Origin of the sequence: Chengkuizengella sp. SCS-71B (genome assembly GCF_040100845.1) — a bacterium.
Lineage (GTDB): Bacteria > Bacillota > Bacilli > Paenibacillales > KCTC-33759 > Chengkuizengella.
Window position 1 is genome coordinate 2,128,881 of the sequence record NZ_JAZHSH010000001.1, and the last position, 22,137, is coordinate 2,151,017.

Annotated in this window: 21 protein-coding genes; 17 read left to right on the forward strand and 4 right to left on the reverse strand. The window is 33.6% G+C overall.

Annotation, left to right across the window (positions count from 1 at the left end; translation table 11 throughout):
- The first annotated feature begins 284 nt into the window (after positions 1-284).
- From VQL36_RS10405 to VQL36_RS10425, 5 genes are all read left to right on the forward strand, one after another.
- A complete protein-coding gene (locus tag VQL36_RS10405; protein WP_349249242.1) occupies positions 285-1,268 on the forward strand; it encodes an aldo/keto reductase in 984 nt (327 codons plus the stop codon).
- Positions 1,269-1,668: 400 nt separating this feature from the next.
- On the forward strand, positions 1,669-2,448 hold the full coding sequence (locus VQL36_RS10410) for a FixH family protein (RefSeq protein ID WP_349249243.1): 780 nt from the start codon (positions 1,669-1,671) through the stop codon (positions 2,446-2,448).
- A gap of 241 nt (positions 2,449-2,689) precedes the next feature.
- Complete coding sequence (locus VQL36_RS10415) at positions 2,690-3,214, forward strand: sigma-70 family RNA polymerase sigma factor (RefSeq protein WP_349249244.1); 525 nt, start codon at positions 2,690-2,692, stop codon at positions 3,212-3,214.
- The gene (locus tag VQL36_RS10420; protein WP_349249245.1) at positions 3,207-4,553 is read left to right on the forward strand and encodes a DUF4179 domain-containing protein; all 1,347 of its coding nucleotides are present in this window, start codon (positions 3,207-3,209) and stop codon (positions 4,551-4,553) included. Before VQL36_RS10415 ends, VQL36_RS10420 begins: the two co-directional genes overlap by 8 nt.
- 344 nt (positions 4,554-4,897) lie before the next feature.
- Complete coding sequence (locus tag VQL36_RS10425; protein WP_349249246.1) at positions 4,898-6,127, forward strand: DUF5643 domain-containing protein; 1,230 nt, start codon at positions 4,898-4,900, stop codon at positions 6,125-6,127.
- A 169-nt stretch (positions 6,128-6,296) separates the two neighbouring features.
- Here VQL36_RS10425 and rsgA read toward each other — a convergent pair whose 3' ends face one another.
- Both rsgA and VQL36_RS10435 read right to left on the reverse strand, forming a co-directional pair.
- Complete coding sequence (gene rsgA / locus VQL36_RS10430) at positions 6,297-7,355, reverse strand: ribosome small subunit-dependent GTPase A (RefSeq protein ID WP_349249247.1); 1,059 nt, start codon at positions 7,353-7,355, stop codon at positions 6,297-6,299.
- Between the two features lie 427 nt (positions 7,356-7,782).
- A complete protein-coding gene (locus tag VQL36_RS10435; RefSeq protein WP_349249248.1) occupies positions 7,783-8,238 on the reverse strand; it encodes an ISAs1 family transposase in 456 nt (151 codons plus the stop codon).
- Positions 8,239-8,368: 130 nt separating this feature from the next.
- Between VQL36_RS10435 and VQL36_RS10440 the strand changes: the two genes are divergently transcribed.
- The 6 genes from VQL36_RS10440 (at position 8,369) to VQL36_RS10465 (ending at position 13,513) form a co-directional block, all read left to right on the forward strand.
- Positions 8,369-8,806 (forward strand): hypothetical protein, encoded by a 438-nt coding sequence (locus tag VQL36_RS10440; RefSeq protein ID WP_349249249.1) that lies wholly within the window; start codon positions 8,369-8,371, stop codon positions 8,804-8,806.
- A 186-nt stretch (positions 8,807-8,992) separates the two neighbouring features.
- On the forward strand, positions 8,993-10,012 hold the full coding sequence (locus VQL36_RS10445) for a beta-propeller fold lactonase family protein (RefSeq protein ID WP_349249250.1): 1,020 nt from the start codon (positions 8,993-8,995) through the stop codon (positions 10,010-10,012).
- A gap of 286 nt (positions 10,013-10,298) precedes the next feature.
- Positions 10,299-10,472, forward strand: coding sequence for a hypothetical protein (locus tag VQL36_RS10450; RefSeq protein WP_349249251.1), 174 nt, complete (start codon positions 10,299-10,301; stop codon positions 10,470-10,472).
- 205 nt (positions 10,473-10,677) lie between these two features.
- Entirely contained in the window at positions 10,678-11,694 is a 1,017-nt protein-coding gene (locus VQL36_RS10455) for a beta-propeller fold lactonase family protein (protein ID WP_349249252.1), read from the forward strand.
- Between the two features lie 379 nt (positions 11,695-12,073).
- Positions 12,074-12,775, forward strand: a complete 702-nt coding sequence (locus tag VQL36_RS10460; protein WP_349249253.1) for an SDR family oxidoreductase — start codon at positions 12,074-12,076, stop codon at positions 12,773-12,775.
- A gap of 318 nt (positions 12,776-13,093) precedes the next feature.
- Positions 13,094-13,513 (forward strand): GNAT family N-acetyltransferase, encoded by a 420-nt coding sequence (locus tag VQL36_RS10465; RefSeq protein WP_349249254.1) that lies wholly within the window; start codon positions 13,094-13,096, stop codon positions 13,511-13,513.
- Between the two features lie 59 nt (positions 13,514-13,572).
- Here the strand turns inward: VQL36_RS10465 and VQL36_RS10470 are convergent, their stop codons facing one another.
- Positions 13,573-14,475, reverse strand: coding sequence for a DMT family transporter (locus VQL36_RS10470; RefSeq protein WP_349249255.1), 903 nt, complete (start codon positions 14,473-14,475; stop codon positions 13,573-13,575).
- A 134-nt stretch (positions 14,476-14,609) separates the two neighbouring features.
- Between VQL36_RS10470 and VQL36_RS10475 the strand changes: the two genes are divergently transcribed.
- Positions 14,610-14,957 (forward strand): hypothetical protein, encoded by a 348-nt coding sequence (locus VQL36_RS10475; RefSeq protein ID WP_349249256.1) that lies wholly within the window; start codon positions 14,610-14,612, stop codon positions 14,955-14,957.
- A 233-nt stretch (positions 14,958-15,190) separates the two neighbouring features.
- Here VQL36_RS10475 and VQL36_RS10480 read toward each other — a convergent pair whose 3' ends face one another.
- Positions 15,191-16,828, reverse strand: a complete 1,638-nt coding sequence (locus VQL36_RS10480; protein ID WP_349249257.1) for an alpha-glucosidase — start codon at positions 16,826-16,828, stop codon at positions 15,191-15,193.
- 205 nt (positions 16,829-17,033) lie between these two features.
- On the opposite strand from VQL36_RS10480, the gene VQL36_RS10485 reads away from it, so the two are divergent.
- The 5 genes from VQL36_RS10485 to VQL36_RS10505 all read left to right on the forward strand — a co-directional run bounded on the left by VQL36_RS10485 (position 17,034) and on the right by VQL36_RS10505 (position 22,019).
- Positions 17,034-18,038 (forward strand): LacI family DNA-binding transcriptional regulator, encoded by a 1,005-nt coding sequence (locus tag VQL36_RS10485; protein ID WP_349249258.1) that lies wholly within the window; start codon positions 17,034-17,036, stop codon positions 18,036-18,038.
- Positions 18,039-18,276: 238 nt separating this feature from the next.
- On the forward strand, positions 18,277-19,131 hold the full coding sequence (locus VQL36_RS10490; RefSeq protein WP_349249259.1) for a sugar ABC transporter permease: 855 nt from the start codon (positions 18,277-18,279) through the stop codon (positions 19,129-19,131).
- A complete protein-coding gene (locus VQL36_RS10495) occupies positions 19,128-20,189 on the forward strand; it encodes a carbohydrate ABC transporter permease (RefSeq protein ID WP_349249260.1) in 1,062 nt (353 codons plus the stop codon). Before VQL36_RS10490 ends, VQL36_RS10495 begins: the two co-directional genes overlap by 4 nt.
- Before the next feature lie 42 nt (positions 20,190-20,231).
- Complete coding sequence (locus VQL36_RS10500; protein ID WP_349249261.1) at positions 20,232-21,509, forward strand: extracellular solute-binding protein; 1,278 nt, start codon at positions 20,232-20,234, stop codon at positions 21,507-21,509.
- A 132-nt stretch (positions 21,510-21,641) separates the two neighbouring features.
- Positions 21,642-22,019 (forward strand): hypothetical protein, encoded by a 378-nt coding sequence (locus tag VQL36_RS10505; RefSeq protein WP_349249262.1) that lies wholly within the window; start codon positions 21,642-21,644, stop codon positions 22,017-22,019.
- Positions 22,020-22,137 lie beyond the last annotated feature (118 nt).

Here is a 22,137-nt window from a genome sequence, read left to right on the forward strand (position 1 = left end):
AGAATAAATATTGAAATAAAATTCATGTTGATCTCTTTATTAAAGTATTCACACTTGTAGTATATTTGTGAATTTATTAATTTGATTGGGTATGAGCCCATAATTAAAAAAATATTCAAATACCTACCTTTAGTTCATCTTCATTTCATATATAATTAATTTTATTCTTTTGCGGTATTTAAAACATCATTTGATCTGGCTAATGGTGGTTAGAGATGATTGATTAGAGAATGAAATCTTGTTAAGATATAACTAAGTTTGTTTAATGACTGGAGGAAGAGGATATGAATTATAGACAACTAGGTAATAGGGATTTAAACGTAAGTGAAGTTAGTTTTGGTACCTGGGCAATTGGTGGTTCTTGGGGTTCAACAAAAGACGAAGAATCATTAGAGGCACTACATAAAGCAATGGATGAAGGTGTTAATTTTTTTGACACTGCGGATGTTTATGGTGGGGGACACAGTGAAGAATTGTTAGCAAAGGCTACCAAGGGGAAAGAGGATTTAATTCGTATAGGGACTAAATTTTGTCGTTTTGGAGACATTCATGATCCTAATACATATTCAATGGAATCTGTTCGTAATTACTGTGAAACGAGTTTAAAAAAGCTTAATAGAGAAGCTATTGATCTTTATCAAATTCATTGTCCTCCAATAGAAATATTAAGAAACGGCAGCGTGTTTGAAGTATTAAATAAATTACAAGAAGAAGGAAAAATCCGTCATTATGGAGTTAGTGTAGAAACGGTAGAAGAAGGATTATTATGTTTAGAAAACCCAAATGTAGCTGCTTTGCAAGTTATTTTTAACATATTTAGACAAAAGCCTGCTGAAGAACTTCTACCAAAAGCTAAGAAAAATGGAACAGGTATTTTAGTTAGATTACCTTTAGCTAGTGGCTTGTTAACAGGGAAATTCACAGAACAAAGCACTTTTGAAGAAGATGACCATCGTCGTTTTAATGAAAATGGAGAAATGTTTAATGTAGGTGAAACATTTGCAGGATTAGGTTTATCAAAAGGAGCGGAATTAGCAAGTCAATTAACTTGGATTGCAGAGGGTAGGGGGAATATGACAAGAGCAGCGCTGCGTTGGATCCTTGACCACGAAGAAGTAAGCTGCGTCATTCCAGGATTTAAAAATGTGAAACAAGTAGAAGATAATCTACAGGCAATTGACGTTCCTTCATTTACAATGGAAGAAATGAAAAAATTGAACGATTTTTATAAGAGTGAAGTGTTTGACCATATTAGAGGCGTTTACTAGTGAACTCGTTTAAGCAAAGCTTAAACATCGTGAAATCAGATGGAGACTCTACTCCACCTAATTAGGGAGAAACCACCTATAGAGCTGGGCGTCTTAACGCTAAAAATCATAGTTTGAATTAAGATATTAATTCAGACAAAACTATAAACAGTGGACGATGATATAAAATTATAACATTCGTTCACTGTTTTGTGTTTTTTTGTTCATTAATTTTTCATAATGAATTTCTATTATATATTGTATCACACTTAGTAGAAATGTAGACTGTAAAGTGATCTGCATTACGATTACTTGTTTTAAACAAGTAATTTGTTGTAAACAATGATCTTAACAATTAAATTATTCAATTTAACAGTGTGATTGATTTGAGACTAAAGACAAAGGAAGGAATTCATAACAAATGGGAAAAAACTCATTACTAAAATCGTTCATATTCATCATTATGATCATCGCTTTTGTTACAGGTTGTGCTGAGAAACCAGAGGAAACATCATCTGAAATGCCTCCACCGAAATTGTTTGATGTAGACATTCATATTAGTCCAGAAGAAATTCAAAAAGGACAACCTGTTAATATTGAGGCTATTGTTACTCTTGATTCTGAAAAAATAGAAGATGCAAGTGAAGTGAAATTTGAATTTAAGAAAGATCGCAATGAACAATCTACTTTCTCCTATGGAACTCATCAAGGAGATGGTGTTTACGCTGTGGAAGAAACATTTGAAGAAGACGGCGTGTATACGGTAACTGCACATGTGACTGCAAGAAATATGCATAATATGCCTAAGAGTCAGTTCACTGTTGGAGAAGTGGATGAAATGACGGATATGGATTCAGGCGAAATGAATCATGAGAACATGGACGGTACCATGGAGGATTCTAATGAAGGTGGATTAGGAATACATTTAATGGGTACTGAAAATGTGGTTGCAAATAAAGAAGTAGAATTAACAGCACATCTTCAACAAGGTGATCATTTGTTAACTGATGCCAGTGTGCAATTAGAGATTTGGTTAGACGATAATGAGAAACATGAATATGTCGATGCAACTGAGGATATGCAGGGGATGTACAAATCAAATTATACTTTCACTTCCAAAGGTACTTATAATGTTACAGTACATGTTGAAAAGGGTGATCAAATTCATGATCATAAAGAGCATAAGGTAGAAGTTCAGTGATTCTTTAATTCGTCACTTTTACCATTAAAGACTTTGCTAAAATTGAAAATTAAAGAAGGTGTCTAAATGATGGACGCCTTTTTTTTGATATAGTGAAATAACAAGAAATCATATGATCGATGTTTAAATAAAAAGGGGCATATTACAATTTTATTTTAGATTGTTATTTTTGAAAAAAACTAAAACCATTTAATCCAATATTCCGTCTAATAATTACATAAACAGTGAGGGAGGGAAAGTATTGGAGATAGAACAACTTGTAAAAAAGGCTCAAAATAAAAATGATGATGCATTTAATGAATTAATTTCAATACATAAAGTTCAATTATATAAAATTGCGTTCTCTTATTTTAAAAATGAACAAGATTCTCTTGAAGCTATTCAGGAAGTAACATATAGAGCTTTTATTAAAATAAAGAAACTTAAAAATCCTCAGTATTTTTCCACATGGTTAATTCGTATTTTATTGAATTATTGTAATGATGAATTAAAAAGGAAAAAACGAGCAGAAGTAAATGAGTTCGAAACATCTGTTCAACAAGATGAAAATAAAATTCTTACAAAAATAGATTTAGAAAAGATGGTGAATCTATTAGATCCCAAATATCAAGAAGTTATCAAGTTGAAATATGTTCACGATTTAACGATTCCACAAATTGCAGAGGTTGTTGAAAGTCCAGAAGGAACAGTGAAAACCTGGTTAAACAAATCGTTAAAGCTATTAAGAAAACAAATGAAGCGGAAAGGGGGTTCATTTGATGTCTGATCAAGAAGCAAATTTGTTTGGTGGATTAAAAGAACAATATAAAGACTTGCCCATACCTGAAAATATTGATTTATATATTAAAAGAGGGATTTCTAAAGTGAATAGAAAGAGGAAGGTCAGGAGACAATTTAGAATTTCCCTAATCACTGCTAGTTTACTTCTATTTTTATTAATAGGTTCAATAAGAGTATCACCGTCACTAGCAATGTACATGAATAACATTCCTGTTTTTTCAAAGGTGGTAGAGTTAATTTATTTTGATAAAGGTCTTAAATCTGCTGTAGACCATGGTTATGTTCAATCGGTAGGAGAATCAGCTGAGTACGATGATCTGACAGTAACTATTGATCAAGTGATTATAGATGAGGAGAAAATGGTTTTGTTTTATACTGTAAACGAAATTAAAAATTTTAGTAGTGTTCGTGTTTCTACAGATTTGTTTACCCTCGATGATGAAAGATATGCATATGGTAGTCTGGAAATCCTTGATTATAAAACAGGCGTTGACAATTCAGTATTTAATAAAGTTGAATTTGCGTTAAAAGAAGAGATTCCTAATGATTTCATTTTAAAAGTAGATTTGGATGCGGCAGCATGGAATAATAAAGTGAATAGCTTTTCTGAAACATTGAACTTAGAATTTAGTGTGAATAAAACATTGATTGAAAATGAGAGTGAAATAATCTCACTTAACGAAACGGTTGAAGTTGAAGGTCAATGGATTACTTTTGAATCACTTTCTATTTATCCTACACGAACTGAATTAAAGATGAAATTTGATGAAAGTAACACAAAAAAAATCTCAGGTTTTAATGATTTACGAATTGTCGATAATAAAGCCAACGAGTGGAACCCATTAGAAAAAGACAACAGTCCATATTTATTTAAAGAAACAGAGGCTATCCTATTCTTAGAGAGCAGTTACTTTGAAGAACTAGAAGAGATGTATATAACCTTCTCTTCAATAAGAGCTGTAGATAAGGACAAATTGGACTTACTTGTAGACCTTGATGAAGAAATCATAATGAGAGCTCCTGATGATAAAATTTCCTTATACAAGGTAAATGAGGTGAAATTTGGACCTGCAATGGATAAATTAACTACTTATACTTCACTAAATTTTATGATGCAGGATGATTACCAGAGAGATATATTAGAATTTGCATGGGAGTATACTGATATGAAACAAAATTTCTATCTAGCTGCTTCAATCGGAACAATGGGAGAAAAAACAAAAACAGTTGATATTCCTCAAGAAGAATATAATAACCCAATAAAATTAAGAATCGTAGACTACCCTTCGACAATTCATAAAGATGTTCGTTTGAAAATTAAATAATTGGAAGACTAATTAATAGAAGATTGTCCAAAAAATTGGATAATCTTTTTAATTTGTCTCTCTAATAAATTTAGTCCTCTGAATTATTACACAACTATTAGTTCAATAGTATAGTGCTTATGAAAAGAGGTGGGGATATTAATATCAAGGAATCCATCCGTAATGAAGTACAAGAAAAAGATGAGAGAGAAGTTTTACAGGTGAATAAAGGTAAAAATAAAACAAGTTAATTATGGCGTTACGGTTTGATTGTGAGCTTAGTTTTGTTGTTATTAAACATCCTACCGCTACTATTTCTATTTTAGAAAGTATAATTTATAGATCAGGAAGGATGGAAAACAACTATGGAGAGAGAGAAATACAGAAAATCAATAATTATCTTTAGCATTTGTTTTTTAATAGCTACAATCATCACAATTTGGAAGCTTCCAATGTTTTTTGTGGAAGAATCTAATAGAAATGAAATTAACGAACTAATCCAACTCGAAAAAGGATTATTAACTGCAGTCGAACATAATTTTATTCAAAAGATCGAAAAATCAGATGAACAAGAAGGAATAATAATCACAATAGACTCAATTATTATTGATGAAGCTAAAATGATTGTTTTTTATTCTATGGAGGGTGTAAAGGACTATAAAAGGGTTTTTTCTAATTCTGTAGAATTATTGAAAACAAATGGTGAATCGTATGGTGCTGGAAGTACATATGGTTCTCCTGTTCATAATGATGAACAATCCAATATAATTTATGATCGAATTGATTTTTATTTTATTGATGAAAATATACCTGAAGATATGATCCTAAAGTTAAAATTGGAAGTAGGAGATAACTTATCCGAATCAAAAGAATTAGTGAGCACCTGGTCAATTCCATTTCAAGTGGATAAAAAGCAGTTTGAAAATAAAAATAGGTTTTATTTAATCAACCAAACTGCACAAATAGAGGAACAATCAATTACATTTCATGAATTAATAATTTATCCTACACGCTCCGAGCTCAGGGTTTCTTTTGACGACAATAATTCAAAAAAGATTTTTGGACTAGAAGACCTAAGAATCACAGATAACCTAGGGAATGTATGGGGGACTGTAAACAGAGGCTTTTCAGGCACTTATCTGAATGAAAATGAGCATCTTCTTTATTTAGAAAGCAATTACTTTGAATATCCTAAAGAATTGTTTATTGATGTATCTACAATTCGTGCATTAGATAAAAATGCAATGCAATTTCAAGTGGAACTTACTCAAAATGACGAAATAAAAACGTCAAACGATAATATTGAACTTAGCAGTATTAAAGACAGTGATGAAGTTTTAAGTTTAGATTTTACAATAACAAGAAGTGATTCTTTATTATTAAATAAATCCATGTATACAAAAATAGAATCTGATTTTATAGATGCAAGTGGGAAAATGTATAAAGTTGAGTCCACTGGGGATTATGTAAGTGATGAAAATACTGAGAAATTCTTGGTTAACATTCCAAAGTTAGAATATAGCTACCCGCTTACATTTACACTTACTGATTTTCCTTCCACAATAGATGGAGAAGTTCGGATAAAAATTAAATAATATTAAAAGAGGCTGGGACATAAGTTGAAAACTAACTAATTTTTGCATAATACGCATAAATAAAATCGCATGAAATCAAGGATTATTAAATTGATTTCATGCGATTTATTCATTTTAATTGGGTTTTGTCCCAGTTCCTTTTAATAAATTTTTTTTAAATTTTTAAAACTTACGGACGATTAAATTTTGTACGATCGCCAGCTATTTTTTTCCACTTGTCTTTTTCAAGTTTCTGAGCTTTTTTATTATTTTTTCTTTCCAAAAATGCAAGTTCTTTTTTCAGTTTTAAGTAGCTTTCATATCGCGAAGCTTCTAGAATGCCATCTTGGATTGCTATTTTAACTGCACATTTCGGTTCATTATTGTGAGAGCAGTCTTTAAAATGACACTCACTTGCTAATTGTTCAATATCTGAGAAAGTATGGTCAAAGCTATCATCTGCTTCCCAAAGTTGAAATTCTCTCATTCCAGGGGTATCCACCATGATCACATCATTCGGCAATACAAAGAGTTCTCGATATGTTGTTGTATGTTTACCCTTATCATCATTTCTTATATCTTGAATCTCTTGCACTTCTTCTTCCATTAATAAATTTACTAAAGTAGATTTACCTACACCAGATGAACCTGTAAGCGTAATCGTTTGTCCTGCATTCATATAGGGATCTAGTTGTTCAATTCCTGTTTTTTCTACTGAACTAATGACACAAATGGGAACTCCAATCGCAATCGATTCAACTTGGGATACTTTTTCATTAACATCATCACATAAATCCGCTTTACTTAACAATATCACAGGATTTGCACCACTTTCCCATACCATGACTAAATATCTTTCAATTCTTCTCATATTAAAATCGTCATTTAAAGAAATTACGATAAAAACTGTGTCTACATTCGCTGCCACGATTTGTTCCTCTGTTATGATACCTGCTACTTTTCTTGAGAACTTACTTGTTCGTGGTAAAACCGCATGGATGATCGCTTTGTTTTCCCCTTCCATTTGTTGAAGGACAACCCAATCACCAACAGCAGGATAATCTTCTCGTGAAGTGGATTCAAATCTAAATCTCCCTGATACTTCTCCTAATACCTCTCCGATTTCCGTATATACTCTGTATAAACGTTTGTGTTCTAATGCCACACGACCAACTGTAAATTGTTTTTCCTTATATGGTAAAAATTCATTTTCAAAATATTCGTTCCAACCTAATTTGTTTATATTCAATGTAAAAGCCTCCAATTGTTATATACTGTAAATTTTAATTTAAAAAAGACCGTATTATACGGTCATAGTAGTAGATATGAAGATAAATCTATCTATCCATTAAAAAACCGTGAGTTTAATACACAACCCACGGTACAGTAATCAATTGAAGTAATCGAACTAACTGATAATCGTATTACAAATGGAGGGTTGTGTATTGTTCAATGCAATTAACGTATAAACTCGTAATTTGATTGTCATAAAACATTCCTCCCTTGATTTAGTAAGTAATTTCTAAATCAATATACAATAATTTGATGACGTTGTAAAGTCGTTTTTTACTCTCTACCAGGGCAATTGCATTAGACTTGTTTAAAGTAGGTTCAAAATTTTAAGCAAATAATCGTTATCCCAACCTGCTTTTTTTCGTTTGGTTTCGATACCTCGTTTACAGCACAAGGCTATCTAGTATTTTTGGAATGGCTGTAATTTCATTAGATTTTTCATCTACTTTCTGTTGCACAAGTGCCATTCCGTTTTCCGTCGCCCAGGCACTTACAAGATGGATCGCTCTCTTTCCTTGTGTCTTACCGTGAGAGCGACGAACAGATTTACCATCAATGGCAACCACACCTTCAATTTTTTCGATGACCTCTTGAACCCATAACATGAAACATTTTTCAAAGGTATTGGAGCAAATCATTGAAAATACACGTCCGAAAGTATCATGTGATGGAATACCATTTGGAAGTTCCAAGAAAGACGAGAACCAATCCTGTTTCGCGCACCCGAACTCTTCCATCTCCGTCCACTTGTTGGCACCACAAATCGTCGCGGTTACGGCAATTGTTAAAATATCTATTAACTTATGTTCTTTTCGATTTCCTGATCGAGGGTCTTCCAATCATATCCCATATTGATACAGACAAATGTGGAATTTTTATATAAACGAAGACAAATGTCCAATCATGTATATCATCCAATGCATACTATATTTCATCAAATAAATAATCTAATAAAGGTGTGATTTTATTATGAGTTGTAATTGTAATACAGCCCCTTGGAAAAAGAAATGTTGTCCAGATTGTAAAGTTACGATTAATGAATGTTGCTTATGTGAGATCGATGGTTGTATTGTTCAAGATTGTATCGATGGGGCGGGGGCTCCACTATCAGAACAATATGTTTTTTCTGACACCAATGTGGATATCTGTATTAATATCAAAAATGATCCTATTCGTGAATTTGACAGTACTCCTTGTGAGTTCTGTAACTGTGATTTCATGGCAACTTTACGAGACCAAGCTGGTATGGACATCGTAGGCCCCATCCTTATTCAACCGGGACAGAAAAAATCCTTAATCGCAAAACAGGTATGTAAGCTTATCATTACTGGCGTTGCAAATACAGGAGATCCCAGTTTTAATGGGGTGCGTGGAAGTTATAACGGGACGGTGAGATTAGCTGATTAGGATACCTTCTTGAATATTCAATGAGAGGTGTGACTTAGCAACATATCAATGTTGTTCTACAGCAAACCTTAATGTACAAATACTCTATCAATATTGAGTTTGAATGACGTTGTGTGTCTTGAGGCAGACTGAAGAATCTGTCATATCTTGAGGTAACGATGAATTGATGAAGGAGGAGAGAATCAAATGGGGTTTGTTTATGTTGTAAATGCAAATGACGCTACCGTATCCGTAATTGCAACCAGTACGAATAGTGTAATTGCGACCGTTCCTGTTGGGGATGATCCATTTGCCATAGAGATCACGCCGGATGGGAAATTTGTGTATGTTGTAAATGAATTTAGCGATAATACCGTATCCGTGATTGCGACCAGTACGAATAGTGTGATTGCGACTGTTCCTGTTGGGGATGATCCAGAGGCATTAGAGATCACGCCGGATGGGAAATTTGTGTATGTTGTAAATGCAATTGACGATACCGTATCTGTGATTGCGACCAGTACGAATAGTGTGATTGCGACTGTTCCTGTTGGGCTTTTTCCAGGTGCCATAGTGACCACGCCGGATGGGAAATTTGTTTGTGTTGCAAATAGAGATGACGCTACCGTATCCGTGATTGCGACCAGTACGAATAGTGTGATTGCGACCGTTCCTGTTGGGCTTTTTCCATTTGCCATAGTGACCACACCGGATGGAAAATTTGTTTATGTTGCAAATGCAAATGACAATACCGTATCCGTGATTGGTACCAGTACGAATAGTGTAATTGCGACCGTTCCTGTTGGGAATGATCCAAATGCCATAGAGATCACGCCGGATGGGAAATTCGTTTATGTTGCAAATGAAGATGACGCTACCGTATCCGTGATTGCGACCAGTACGAATAGTGTGATTGCAACAATAGACGTTGGAAATTTAGATTTCCAAGTAGGTATGATGATTACGCCGGATGGGAAATTTGTGTATATTGCAAATGAAGATGACGCTACCGTATCCGTGATTGCGACCAGTACGAATAGTGTGATTGCGACCGTTCCTGTTGGGGATGATCCAGAGGCATTAGAGATCACGCCGGATGGGAAATTTGTTTATGTTGCAAATAGAGGTGATGATACCGTATCCGTGATTGGTACCAGTACGAATAGTGTAATTGCGACCGTTCCTGTTGGGGATGATCCATTTGCCATAGTGATCACGCCAAAATAAACCTGACGAGAGAACGGATAGATGGTTACTTCCGTCTAGGTATAGTATTTGTAATACAGCCCCTTGGAAAAAGAAATGTTGTCCAGATTGTAAAGTTACGATTAATGAATGTTGCTTATGTGAAATCGATGGTTGTATTGTTCAAGATTGTATCGATGGGGCGGGGGCTCCACTATCAGAACAATATGTTTTTTCTGACACCAATGTGGATATCTGTATTAATATCAAAAATGATCCTATTCGTGAATTTGACAGTACTCCTTGTGAGTTCTGTAACTGTGATTTCATGGCAACTTTACGAGGCCAAGCTGGTATGGACATCGTAGGCCCCATCCTTATTCAACCGGGACAGAAAAAATCTTTAATCGCAAAACAGGTATGTAAGCTTATCATTACTGGCGTTGCAAATACAGGAGATCCCAGTTTTAATGGGGTCGTGGAAGTTATAACGGGACGGTGAGATTAGCTAATTAGGATACCTTCTTGAATATTCACGGAGAGGGATGGCTTAGTAACATGTCAATGTTGTTCTACAGCAAACCTTAATGTACAAATACTCTATCAACATTGAGTTTTATATGAATGACGTTGTGTGTCTTGAGGCAGACTGAAGACTCTGTCATATCTTGAGGTAACGATGAATTGATGAAGGAGGAGAGAATCAAATGGGGTTTGTTTATGTTGTAAATGCAAATGACGCTACCGTATCCGTAATTGCAACCAGTACGAATAGTGTAATTGCGACCGTTCCTGTTGGGGATAGTCCAGAGACTATAGAGACCACGCCGGATGGAAAATTTGTTTATGTTGCAAATTTAGTTGACGCTACCGTATCCGTGATTGCGACCAGTACGAATAGTGTGATTGCGACCGTTCCTGTTGGGGATGAACCAGAGGCATTAGAGTTCACGCCGGATGGGAAATTTGTGTATGTTGTAAATGCAATTGACGATACCGTATCTGTGATTGCGACCAGTACAAATAGTGTGATTGCGACTGTTCCTGTTGGGGATTTTCCAGGTGCCATAGTGACCACGCCGGATGGAAAATTTGTTTGTGTTTCAAATAGAGATGACGCTACCGTATCCGTGATTGCGACCAGTACGAATAGTGTGATTGCGACCGTTCCTGTTGGGCTTTTTCCATTTGCCATAGTGACCACACCGGATGGAAAATTTGTGTATGTTGCAAATGCAAATGACGCTACCGTATCCGTGATTGCGACCAGTACGAATAGTGTAATTGCGACCGTTCCTATTGGGAATGATCCAAATGCCATAGAGATCACGCCGGATGGGAAATTTGTGTATATTGCAAATGAAGATGACGCTACCGTATCCGTGATTGCGACCAGTACGAATAGTGTGATTGCAACAATAGACGTTGGAAATTTAGATTTCCAAGTAGGTATGATGATCACGCCGGATGGGAAATTTGTGTATATTGCAAATGAAGATGACGCTACCGTATCCGTGATTGCGACCAGTACGAATAGTGTGATTGCGACCGTTCCTGTTGGGGATGATCCAGAGGCATTAGAGATCACGCCGGATGGGAAATTTGTTTATGTTGCAAATAGAGGTGATGATACCGTATCCGTGATTGCGACCAGTACGAATAGTGTAATTGCGACCGTTCCTGTTGGGGATGATCCATTTGCCATAGTGATCACGCCAAAATAAACCTGACGAGAGAACGGATAGATGGAGAAAATACATCCTTTGTATCTAGTTGTAAAATAGAAATAATTGGCCCTCTACAGTAGTTTCCTTGAGGGCTGGATTCTTAATATCTATTTCAAAACGACATTCCCCAGATATTTCTAGGTAGTTTTCTCTTTTTAATTAACAAGTTTAAGGAATAAATTTCCATTCTATCTGATCTATTCGCCTATGCCTTATTCAATCAGTTCAAGTACATTTGATAGAAGATTAGTAAGTAGTATAGAGTCCATGACGAGTACATTAAAACTATGGGTTATATTAGTACTCTCTACGTAAAGTATTAGAAATTAAATAAGAACTATGTTAAAATGATCCATGAAAATTGGAGGGATGAAATATGAAAAGGTTAGACGGTCAGTTAGCTTTAGTAACGGGATCTAGTCGCGGAATTGGTGCAAGAGTTGCAGAAGGTTTAGCAGATAGAGGATGTGATGTCATTGTTCATGGGAGGAAAATTGAAAATACATTACATATGAAAAAAATGATCGAAGCTAAAGGAGTAAAGGTTTATTCAGTAGAAGGTGAATTATCTACTCTCGAAGGTGTCAATCATATTATTCAACAGGTAAAAGAAATAGGTCATATTGATATTTTATACAATAATGCTGGACTTAGTAATATATATAAACCCATTTTTGAATATACAATGGAAGATTGGCAAGAGATTATGCAGGTGAATGTATTTAGTTTAACATTATTATGTAATGCATTTGCTCCTGCCATGAAAGAAAAAGGGTATGGGCGAATTGTGAATGTAAGCTCTGGTATTCAAGATCAACCCCATTTAGTAGCGTATAGTGTATCAAAAGCAGCAGTGGATAAATATACGAAGGATTTATCCTTTGAACTTAAAGATGTAAATGTAAAAGTTAGTTATATTGACCCCGGTTGGATTAAAACTGATTTAGGTGGACCCAATGCGGAAAATGATTTAAGTAGTGTTCTGCCAGGTATGTTAGTACCAGTTTTATTGGATAAAGAGTCTGCTACGGGACAAGGTTTTCGTGCACAGGATTATAGAGGCAAAGAAATTTATTAATATAAACATGAATAAAGTTACAACATTTTCCTCCTTTATACCGTCTATGGATTAAAGGGGGTTTTTTTATAATGAATAAAATAGGGTTCGTTTTATTTAGTAGAAAGTACTTTGACGCAAGTATTAGAATTAGCTGAACAAAACGCAGTAGGAGAAAAACAAATACAATTTGTTTCATTAGTAAGAGATGCAGTAGCTATTCAATCCTATGATCAGTAATGTAGGTTTTTTTGAAAGTGAACACTATCTCGACAAATACTTCAATTCCTTGCTATAATCATGAAATATTGAATTAACTTGAAAGGAAGACGGCTATATATGAAAGTAAAAGTTGTAGAAAATGATCAAGAACTTCAAGATGCATATAAAGTACGAATGGATGTATTTGTTGAAGAACAGAAAGTACCACCAGAAATTGAGATAGATGAATTCGAGGATGAGTCTACACATGTAATTATTTATGATGAAGGAAAACCTATAGCTACTGGACGCATTCGAGAAGCAGATGGTTATGGAAAATTAGAACGAATATGTGTTTTAAAAAGTCACCGTAAATTTGGGTTAGGTAAACTGATTATGGATGAGTTAGAGACTGTAGGGCATAAGATGGATTTAAAACAATTTAAGTTAAATGCACAAACTCAAGCAGAATCTTTTTACGAAAAACAAGGTTATAAAACAGTATCTGGAGAGTTTTTAGATGCAAATATACCACATGTGACGATGGTGAAAACATAATAGAATAAAGTTATAAAGCCCGTCTTAGTCATAACCTAAAGACGGGTTTTATTATGTTTTTATTGATTTAATATTTTAGATTGATCTTTAACGTTAAACTTTATGAATAACCAAACTCCAAATAATAATATAAGTCCAGCAAAAGCTTGTTGAATAGAAATATGTTCATTCAGCAGGAAATATGCAAGTAAAGCTGCTCCTAAAGGTTCCCCTAATATAGACATAGATACAGTTGTGGCATTCATATATTTTAATAACCAATTAAATAGTAAATGGCCAAATACTGTTGGTACGATAGCCAATAGGATAAAAATTCCCCAATCTATTGAAGCATAATTAAATAAAGAATATCCTAAAATTAAATTATAAATATGAAGTGAAAAAGCTGCTGCTAAAAATACAATGAAACTATAAACATAATTGGACATTTTGCGTAGTAATTGTTTTCCAATAAGCATATGTAATGCAACTGCAATTGCTCCTAACAAAGCTAATAGATCTCCAAAGAATGCTTCTGAAGAAACTCTAAAATCTCCCCACCCAATTAAAGCTGCACCTAGAACTGCGATAAACATACCAACCACTGATACAATATTTGTTCTTATTTTGAAAAATAGAAAAGAGCCAATGAGCACAAATATAGGTTCTAATGCTACTATTGCTGTTGAATTTGCTACAGATGTAAATCTTAAAGAACCCATCCACAATAAAAAATGTAATCCTAATAAAAGACCAGATAAAGATAAATAAAACCAGTCATGTTTGGAGAGCGTCTTAATTTCGTTCCAGTATTTCATTACGAATGGCATCATGAATAGGTTAGTAAAATATAAGCGATACATTGCCATAACAGATACGGGTGCATCGGACCATCGAATGAAGATAGAGGAAAAAGAAATAGCTATAATTCCAATGAGTAAAATAATCCAAAGTGGAACGGGGAATGGTTTAGAGTTGTTCATTAAGCTGATTCTCCTAAAATAATTGACTTATTAGAATGGTATGATTTCTATGAAAATATGAAATGAATCCCCATTCTTAACCTCACTTCAAATACATATACATAATATAAATGATTTTTAAGGTGGGGTAAATGGTGATCGAAAAAATAAAAAAATACGTTGAGCTTAAATCAAAACAGAAGCAAATCACAGAGGAACTATCCATTTTACGTGATGACATTCTTTCTTTTATGGAAAAAGTCAATGAAACAGAAATGGATTTTGAAAGTTATCAAGTTAAAGTTGTGCCTCAGGAGAGGAGAGTATATGACGATGATGTATTATATAAATCACTCCCTGATGAGGACTTATGGAGATTAATGTCTAAAGCAGACATCTCAAAAATTAATGGATTATTGAAATTAAACATCATTAAGGATGAGTTATTAAATGGTTCTTATGAAATTAAAAAAGTGACTAATTTACAAATAAGCAAAAAGTAAGGCTTACCTTTGATAAAGTCTCAAAAAATAAAGCAGCTGAAGAATAACAATACTATTTTCTTCAGCTGCTCTTTTGTTTTTTATCTATTAATGTCTACAACAATCAAGGGAAATGAATTATGAGTATTTCCCGGGCGAGCGCATAGAAAGATAAATATTATAATGAATCGACAACAGCATTCATATTTTTTGTACGTTCGTAGGACATCATGTCGAATTAACATTTAATCTGATCAAAATATATGATAGACCAAAGCTTCATGTGGTCTTAATTCTATTTCGTCATTCTCTAAAACAACTTCTGCATCTTGGTAATTGTTGATGATTAGATTTTTCTTTATATTCTGATAAGGTGCAGGAAATCTGAACATTTGATGATGATCAGAATGATTTAGAATGACCATCCATACTTTGTTTTCCTTCTTTCTTGTATACACGTATAAATGCTTGTCTTCTGGCAGTAAATCCTCATATTCTCCATAAACCATAATTTCATACTTTTTTCTGAGAGAAATGAGTTTTTGATAATAATAATAAATGGAATTTGGATCTTTTAAAGTTGATTTTACATTAATTTGTTTATAATTTGGATTGACATTAATCCAAGGGATTCCATTTGTAAAACCAGCATTTTTTGTATCATCCCACTGAACAGGTGTACGTGAATTATCTCTGCTCAGAAGTTTTAAAGCATGGATTACATCTTTAGGGTTTTTCCCTTTGTTCACTTCTTCTTTGTATTTATTTATCATCGCAATATCTTTATATTCTTCAATTGTTTCATAATTAACTCCTGTCATGCCTATTTCTTCACCTTGAAATATATAAGGTATTCCAGGCAATGTATGGAGCATTGTTGCTAACAACTTTGCTGACTCCACTCTATATTTTTGATCATTACCGTATCTCGTAACTTGTCTTGTATGGTCATGATTATTTAAAAATTGCGAATTCCATCCCGAATCTTTTAATGCTTCATACCACTCTTTTTGAATTGATTTGTATTTCACCGTGTCCCATGTAGGCATATCATCTGCAACTTGAAAGTGAAATAAAGTATTTAATTCTTTATTTTCCTCTGCAACATATTGTTGTCCCATCTCAGGAGTGACAAAAGGAACTTCTCCAACTGTCATAATGTCGTAATGTTTTAATACTTTATCATTCATTTCACGTAAATACTCATGGATACCTGGGTTATTTCCAAGGTATTGAATGTTTTCTGGGTTTTCAACATTGGAAAAATCTTTTGGTTTAGCAAGTAAGTTTATCACATCCATTCTAAACCCATCTATCCCTTTATCCAGCCAAAATCTCATCATGTCATAGATAGCCTCACGAACCTTTGGATTGTTCCAATTTAAATCAGGTTGTTGGATGGCAAAGGAATGCATATAATATTGATTTGTTAATTCATCAAACTCCCATACAGAAGGTGTAAAATAAGAACGCCAATTGTTTGGCTCTTGACCATTTTTTGGATCTTTCCAAATGTACCAATCTCGTTTCTCATTTGTTAAAGAAGAACGTGATTCAATAAACCATGGATGTTCATAAGAGGTATGATTTACAACTAAATCCATGATTAATTTCATCCCTCTATTGTGAACCTCATTTAAAAGCAGGTCCCATATTTCCATAGATCCTGCACGTGGTGTAATGTCAAAATAATTACTTATATCATAACCATTGTCAACATCAGGTGATTCATAGATAGGGTTTAACCAGATGACGTCAACTCCAAGATTTTCAATGTAGTCTAATTTTTTTATGAGACCTTGTAAATCACCAAAACCGTCTCCATTGGAGTCATAAAAACTTCTCCAGTAAACTTGATATACAACAGCCTCTTTCCACCAAGTTTTTTTCATGTCATGCCTCCATTTGTAATATGAAGTGGAATTTTTATTAATTGAAAAGCTTTTCAAAATTGTTAATCAAAAATAGAAACATTTTAATTATTACACTTTTTTCGTATACTTGTAAAGAATATTATAAAAAATGCTATATTTAAACTTCCGATACTTCACGTCAATTATGCGGGGGATTTGAAAGTATTTTCAAGGAGGTAAATCATTGTCAGCTACAATACATGATGTCGCCAGAAAAGCAGGTGTATCTATTTCTACTGTTTCAAGGGTTGTTAATAATCCATCTTCAGTTAGACTTGAAAAACGTAAAAAAGTGTTAGAAGCCATCAAAGAATTAAATTATGAACCTAACCCCTTCGCAGCAGGGCTAAGGGACAACAGAACAATGACTATTGCAGCTATTATTCCCGATATATCCAATCCATTTTATTCTTCGCTTTTTCGAGGCATTGAAGATGCAGCAAGAATGAAAAAAAACAATGTCATCATTTGCAATACAGAGCAGGATGATGAGCGTTTTCGAGAATATATGTTGTACTTTAAAAAGAAAAAAATTGATGGTGTTATTTTTACTAGTGCCGTAATTAGTGACTATGTATATGAATCATTTCAGGATTTAAACAAACCAGCTGTACTTGCAGCAACAAAAAGTGAGGACCGTAATTTACCATATGTGAAAGTAAATGATTTTCAAGCTAGTTATGATGCAACTAAATTTTTAATAAAAAATGGTCATCATTCTATAGGAATGATCAGTGGCTCTTTAAGTGACCCCATTGCTGGAAAACCAAGACATGATGGTTTTTTTGAAGCATTGAAAGATGAAAATATTCCTTTTTCTGATCAATCTGTTTCCTTTGGCAATTTAGATTTTGATAGTGGATATGAAGCTATGAGTAAGCTTTATGCTCAAAAACCTGAAATCACAGCAGTGTTTGCAGCATCTGATTTAATGGCTCTGGGTGCGATGTCATTTCTACAAGAAAGAAACATACAAATTCCAAAACACATCTCCATCGTCGGATTTGATAATATTGATTTTTCACGTATGGTATCTCCACCATTAACTACTGTTTCTCAGCCTATTTATGATATTGGGAAAAGTGCAGCAGCTTTATTATTTCAATATATAGAAGAAAAACAGCCTCCTGAAAGTATATATTTGAAACATGAGTTAATCATTAGGCATACTGTATTTAATAAGAATTAGTCTTAAACATAAGGCTCAACCTACTTATTTATAATTTTTACTGATTACTAACATTTGATATTGACGAGTGATTTGTAATCAGTTAAAATTAAATCGTAATCTTGAAAAGCTTTTCAGAATTGAAATTATAGAAACAGTAGATCAAAATTTAAGACTGAATAAGTTCCATATGAAAAAGAAAAAATAGAGGGAGGGTTTAAGGTGAATGAGGGATCACTAAAAGGAGGAGAGATCTAAAGTGAGATTTGTAAAGAAGTACTGGTTGGAAATATTGATGGTACTTCCGTTGTTCGCTTATTTGATTTATTTTACATTTATACCTGTATTTCAAACGATGCAAATTAGTTTTATTGATGATAAAAGCAAGCAAGTTTCATTGATAAATTATGAATCCCTTTTCTCTCATATTGATTTTAACAGCGCTTTGTTTAACACTATTTTCATTACTATCATTGGCATTACTGTGCAGATTGTAATCGCTTTAGTCATTGCTTTGATTTTAAAAAGAAAATTTTTTGGTAGAGGTTTTTTTAGAACTATTATGTTGATTCCGATGGGGGTACCTACTCTTGTTTCAGGTGTAACTCTTCTTTTTGTATTTGGTCAGACAGGTTACTTCAATGAATTGTTATTTCGCTTAGGTATAGTAAGCACCCAACCTTATTGGCTAGGTGGAGGGTTTGAATCATTAGCAGTTATCATTTTTGCAGATATGTGGAAGGTTTTGCCTCTAACCATTCTACTTTTACTAGCTGGATTAGAAAGTATAGGAGAAGATGTTTATGAAGCGTCTTCTATAGATGGAGCAAATGGTTGGAAAAAATTTTGGCATATCACTTTACCGTTACTAAAACCATCGATTACGATGGCAATTATTTTAAGAGCTATTGATTCTTTTAGAATATTTGAATTGCCACTTGTCATGACAGGAAAAAATGTACCTGTGTTATCGACCTTTGCTTATGAAGCTTTTCAAAGAAATCAATATGGATTGTCAGGAGCAGCTGCAGTTATTTTATTATTTATTATTATCATATTTATTTTACTTTATTTCTTTATAGTAGAAAGGAAGGAAGCGAGGGAAAATAGATGAATAAACTAACTTCAGATCGCATTTTCAAATTCATTTCGTTTCCTTTACTTTTATTAATTGCTTTTATGATGATTTTTCCAGTCTATATTTTAGTGAAAGTATCTATTAGTGAACCAAGTGAAGTGAATACTGATCATCCAACTTTTTTAGTTCATGATATTACACTTGAGCATTGGAAAAATATTATTCTTACGGATAAAAAAACAGATTCAGGACAAATCGTATACAAAATCAATATGGATGAACTTACGGTTGAAAGTGAAAAAAAAGAGCAAATTATAATTACCCCAGATGAACAATATACAATAAATGGTGTAACTAGAAAGCTAACTTTTATAGATGGAAAAACATATAAACTCAACCGAACAGAATTACAGAAGGTCAGGGATGTAAGTACTACCAAAAAAATCTTTTTCGGGGAAGAAACGATTCAAAAGTTATATATGCCAATATGGAAAAGCTTTAGCGTTGCAACTCTGACAACAATCATGGCCATTATCATTGCTGCACCAGCATCATACGTAATTTCTAGAATGCCAAAAAGTATAGGTTACATGATTATTTTAGGACTATTATTTACAAGAATGTTTCCTGATGTTGGTATAGCATTACCTATAGCAACTCGATTCGTATCTTGGCAATTGACGGATACAACTTTTGGGTTGATCCTCGCACATTTAATACCTAATTTACCGTTTTTGGCTTGGATTTTAGTAGGTACTTTTCAGGTTATACCTAGAGATGTGGAAAAATCAGCGATGATAGATGGTGCAGGAAGAATAACAACACTTCGTAAAATTATATTTCCAATCGCAGCACCTGGAATTGCTGTAGGGGCCATGTTTGTATGGTTGAATTCTTGGAATGAGTTTTTATATGCTAGATATTTAACTACCGTTGAAGGGACGTTGCCTATTAAAACATTTGAAATTATAACAACTGGTAGTTATTTTACAGCGGCAGCGTATTCTACGATTCTTACAATTCCGATTATTATTATAACGTTCTATTTACAAAGGTATTTAAAATCTGGGATGTTATCGGGTGCTGTAAAGTAAATTTTACTTTCAAAAAATTAGCAAAAACAGGGGGAAAACAAAATGAAGTTTAATAAAATGTTTTTATCTATTTTAGCGGTTATCTTTATATTTGGTGTAGCGATCGTTGGTTGTTCTACAGCAGATGATGAGGTCCAAGCACCAACTGATAATGAAAATACCGAACAGCCAGCAACTGAGAATGAACCACCTGCTGATTCGAATACATTACGTGTTGCTTTCGGTATGGCGGAAACAGAATGGGATTTATTTAATAATGAAATATTACCTGCATTTGAATCTGAAACAGGTATAAAGATTGAGGCAGTTGAATTAAAAGCTGAAGATTTAATAAACAGTCTTACTGCACAAGTAGAATCAGGGCAAATAAATATAGATATGTTTGCTCAAGATATCAATAATTTATCTGGATTAGTGACTAGAGATTTAGTTGAAGATTTATCGCAATATAATGGACAAATTCCCGAAGCTGTCATTCCTGGGATGTTAGAAGCAACTGAATTCGATGGAAAAAGATTGTTTTTACCTTATCGTCCAAATGTAGAAATTGCTTTCTATAACGAGAGTAAATTTAGTGAGTTAGGTTTAGAGGTGCCAACTACTTGGGAGGAACTACTAAATGTTGCAAAAGAAACGAATGATGCAACTGGTCAAGGACGAGTAGCAATCAAAGCAAATTTACAAGCGGATAACATCTTGCATATGTTTGATTTTATTAAACAAGCAGGTGGTGATCCTTACACATTAAATGATGAAGGAAGTGTACAAGCTTTTGAATTTTTACAGGAACTATATCCGTATTTAAATGAGCAGAGTTCAACAGCAGCTTGGGACACGATGAATGAATACTTATTAAAAGATAGCGTATATCTTGGAACAAACTGGCCATTTTACATTCCTGAATTTCATAATCAAGGAAAAGATGAAATAAAAGCGTATAGTGGATGGAGTGGACCTGTGAAAGAGTCACATGTATTAGGTGGAGAAGTGATTGGTATTCCTAAAGGATCTACAAAAGTTGATGAAGCTATCCAGTTTGCAGAATTTTTAATGTCTAAAGATGTGCAGGAATTACTTGTGAGCGAATTAGCCTGGCCTTCTGTTAGATCTGATGCATATGGTTTAGTTCAAGGGTACCAAGAACCATATTTTGAAGCTATACAACAAGCGTTAAATTATGCAGAACCGAGAGGGAATGAACCATACTGGACTGATGCAGAGCCAATCTATTTAGAAGTGTTCCAAAAAATTGTTGTGAATGGTGAGGATGTTAAAGCAAATTTAGATGAAGCAGCAGGAAAATTAAATGCATTAAAATAAATTGTTAATATAGACATACTTTCTCTAACCTCCATTAAATAGATGAAGAACTATCTATTTTGGAGGTTTTTTCTGTTACAGACATGCATATGATAATAGTATAAGAATGACTGTAAGGAGGGGAGAGTCATTTTGAATAAAAGATCGCACCGGATGATTTATTTAACGATGTTTATTGTTTTTATAAATGTAATTCTTGTATTACTTCTTATTATTCCTCAAAATCATCACCAACCATCACATATAAAAGAAGGTAGTGAAGCAGCTTATATCGTGGAATGGACGGAGGAAGTTCCTGTTAATTCCCTATTAGATAGGTCTGAATATAAAAAGAAAGGTGATACATATTTTGTGACATTAGAAAAGCAATTGGTTGATTCAAAAATTGATGGAGAGATCTTAATTGAAACCTTTCAGGAATTTGAGATTTATAAGAACCAATATGGAGAAGTGGTTCAGATTATTCCAACATCAAATTTTGATTATTTACGATATTCAATAACTCAATAATATGAAAAAGAAAGTACCTTTTATTACTATGGTGGTAAGAAAGGTTCTTTTTGTATGTAGATATTTAACGTTAATACGATAAAATAATAATTAGATGTTAACTTAATGTCTGATAAAA

What these genes read in the sequence shown, in the direction of transcription:
- VQL36_RS10500 (WP_349249261.1), top strand. Translation starts at nt 20,232, where the DNA reads ATGAAGTTTAATAAAATGTTTTTATCTATTTTAGCGGTTATCTTTATA.
- VQL36_RS10455 (WP_349249252.1), top strand. Translation starts at nt 10,678, where the DNA reads ATGGGGTTTGTTTATGTTGTAAATGCAAATGACGCTACCGTATCCGTA.
- VQL36_RS10450 (WP_349249251.1), top strand. Translation starts at nt 10,299, where the DNA reads ATGGCAACTTTACGAGGCCAAGCTGGTATGGACATCGTAGGCCCCATC.
- VQL36_RS10465 (WP_349249254.1), top strand. Translation starts at nt 13,094, where the DNA reads ATGAAAGTAAAAGTTGTAGAAAATGATCAAGAACTTCAAGATGCATAT.
- VQL36_RS10495 (WP_349249260.1), top strand. Translation starts at nt 19,128, where the DNA reads ATGAATAAACTAACTTCAGATCGCATTTTCAAATTCATTTCGTTTCCT.
- VQL36_RS10445 (WP_349249250.1), top strand. Translation starts at nt 8,993, where the DNA reads ATGGGGTTTGTTTATGTTGTAAATGCAAATGACGCTACCGTATCCGTA.
- VQL36_RS10420 (WP_349249245.1), top strand. Translation starts at nt 3,207, where the DNA reads ATGTCTGATCAAGAAGCAAATTTGTTTGGTGGATTAAAAGAACAATAT.
- VQL36_RS10440 (WP_349249249.1), top strand. Translation starts at nt 8,369, where the DNA reads ATGAGTTGTAATTGTAATACAGCCCCTTGGAAAAAGAAATGTTGTCCA.
- VQL36_RS10425 (WP_349249246.1), top strand. Translation starts at nt 4,898, where the DNA reads ATGGAGAGAGAGAAATACAGAAAATCAATAATTATCTTTAGCATTTGT.
- VQL36_RS10480 (WP_349249257.1), bottom strand. Translation starts at nt 16,828, where the DNA reads ATGAAAAAAACTTGGTGGAAAGAGGCTGTTGTATATCAAGTTTACTGG.
- VQL36_RS10410 (WP_349249243.1), top strand. Translation starts at nt 1,669, where the DNA reads ATGGGAAAAAACTCATTACTAAAATCGTTCATATTCATCATTATGATC.
- VQL36_RS10470 (WP_349249255.1), bottom strand. Translation starts at nt 14,475, where the DNA reads ATGAACAACTCTAAACCATTCCCCGTTCCACTTTGGATTATTTTACTC.
- VQL36_RS10405 (WP_349249242.1), top strand. Translation starts at nt 285, where the DNA reads ATGAATTATAGACAACTAGGTAATAGGGATTTAAACGTAAGTGAAGTT.
- VQL36_RS10460 (WP_349249253.1), top strand. Translation starts at nt 12,074, where the DNA reads ATGAAAAGGTTAGACGGTCAGTTAGCTTTAGTAACGGGATCTAGTCGC.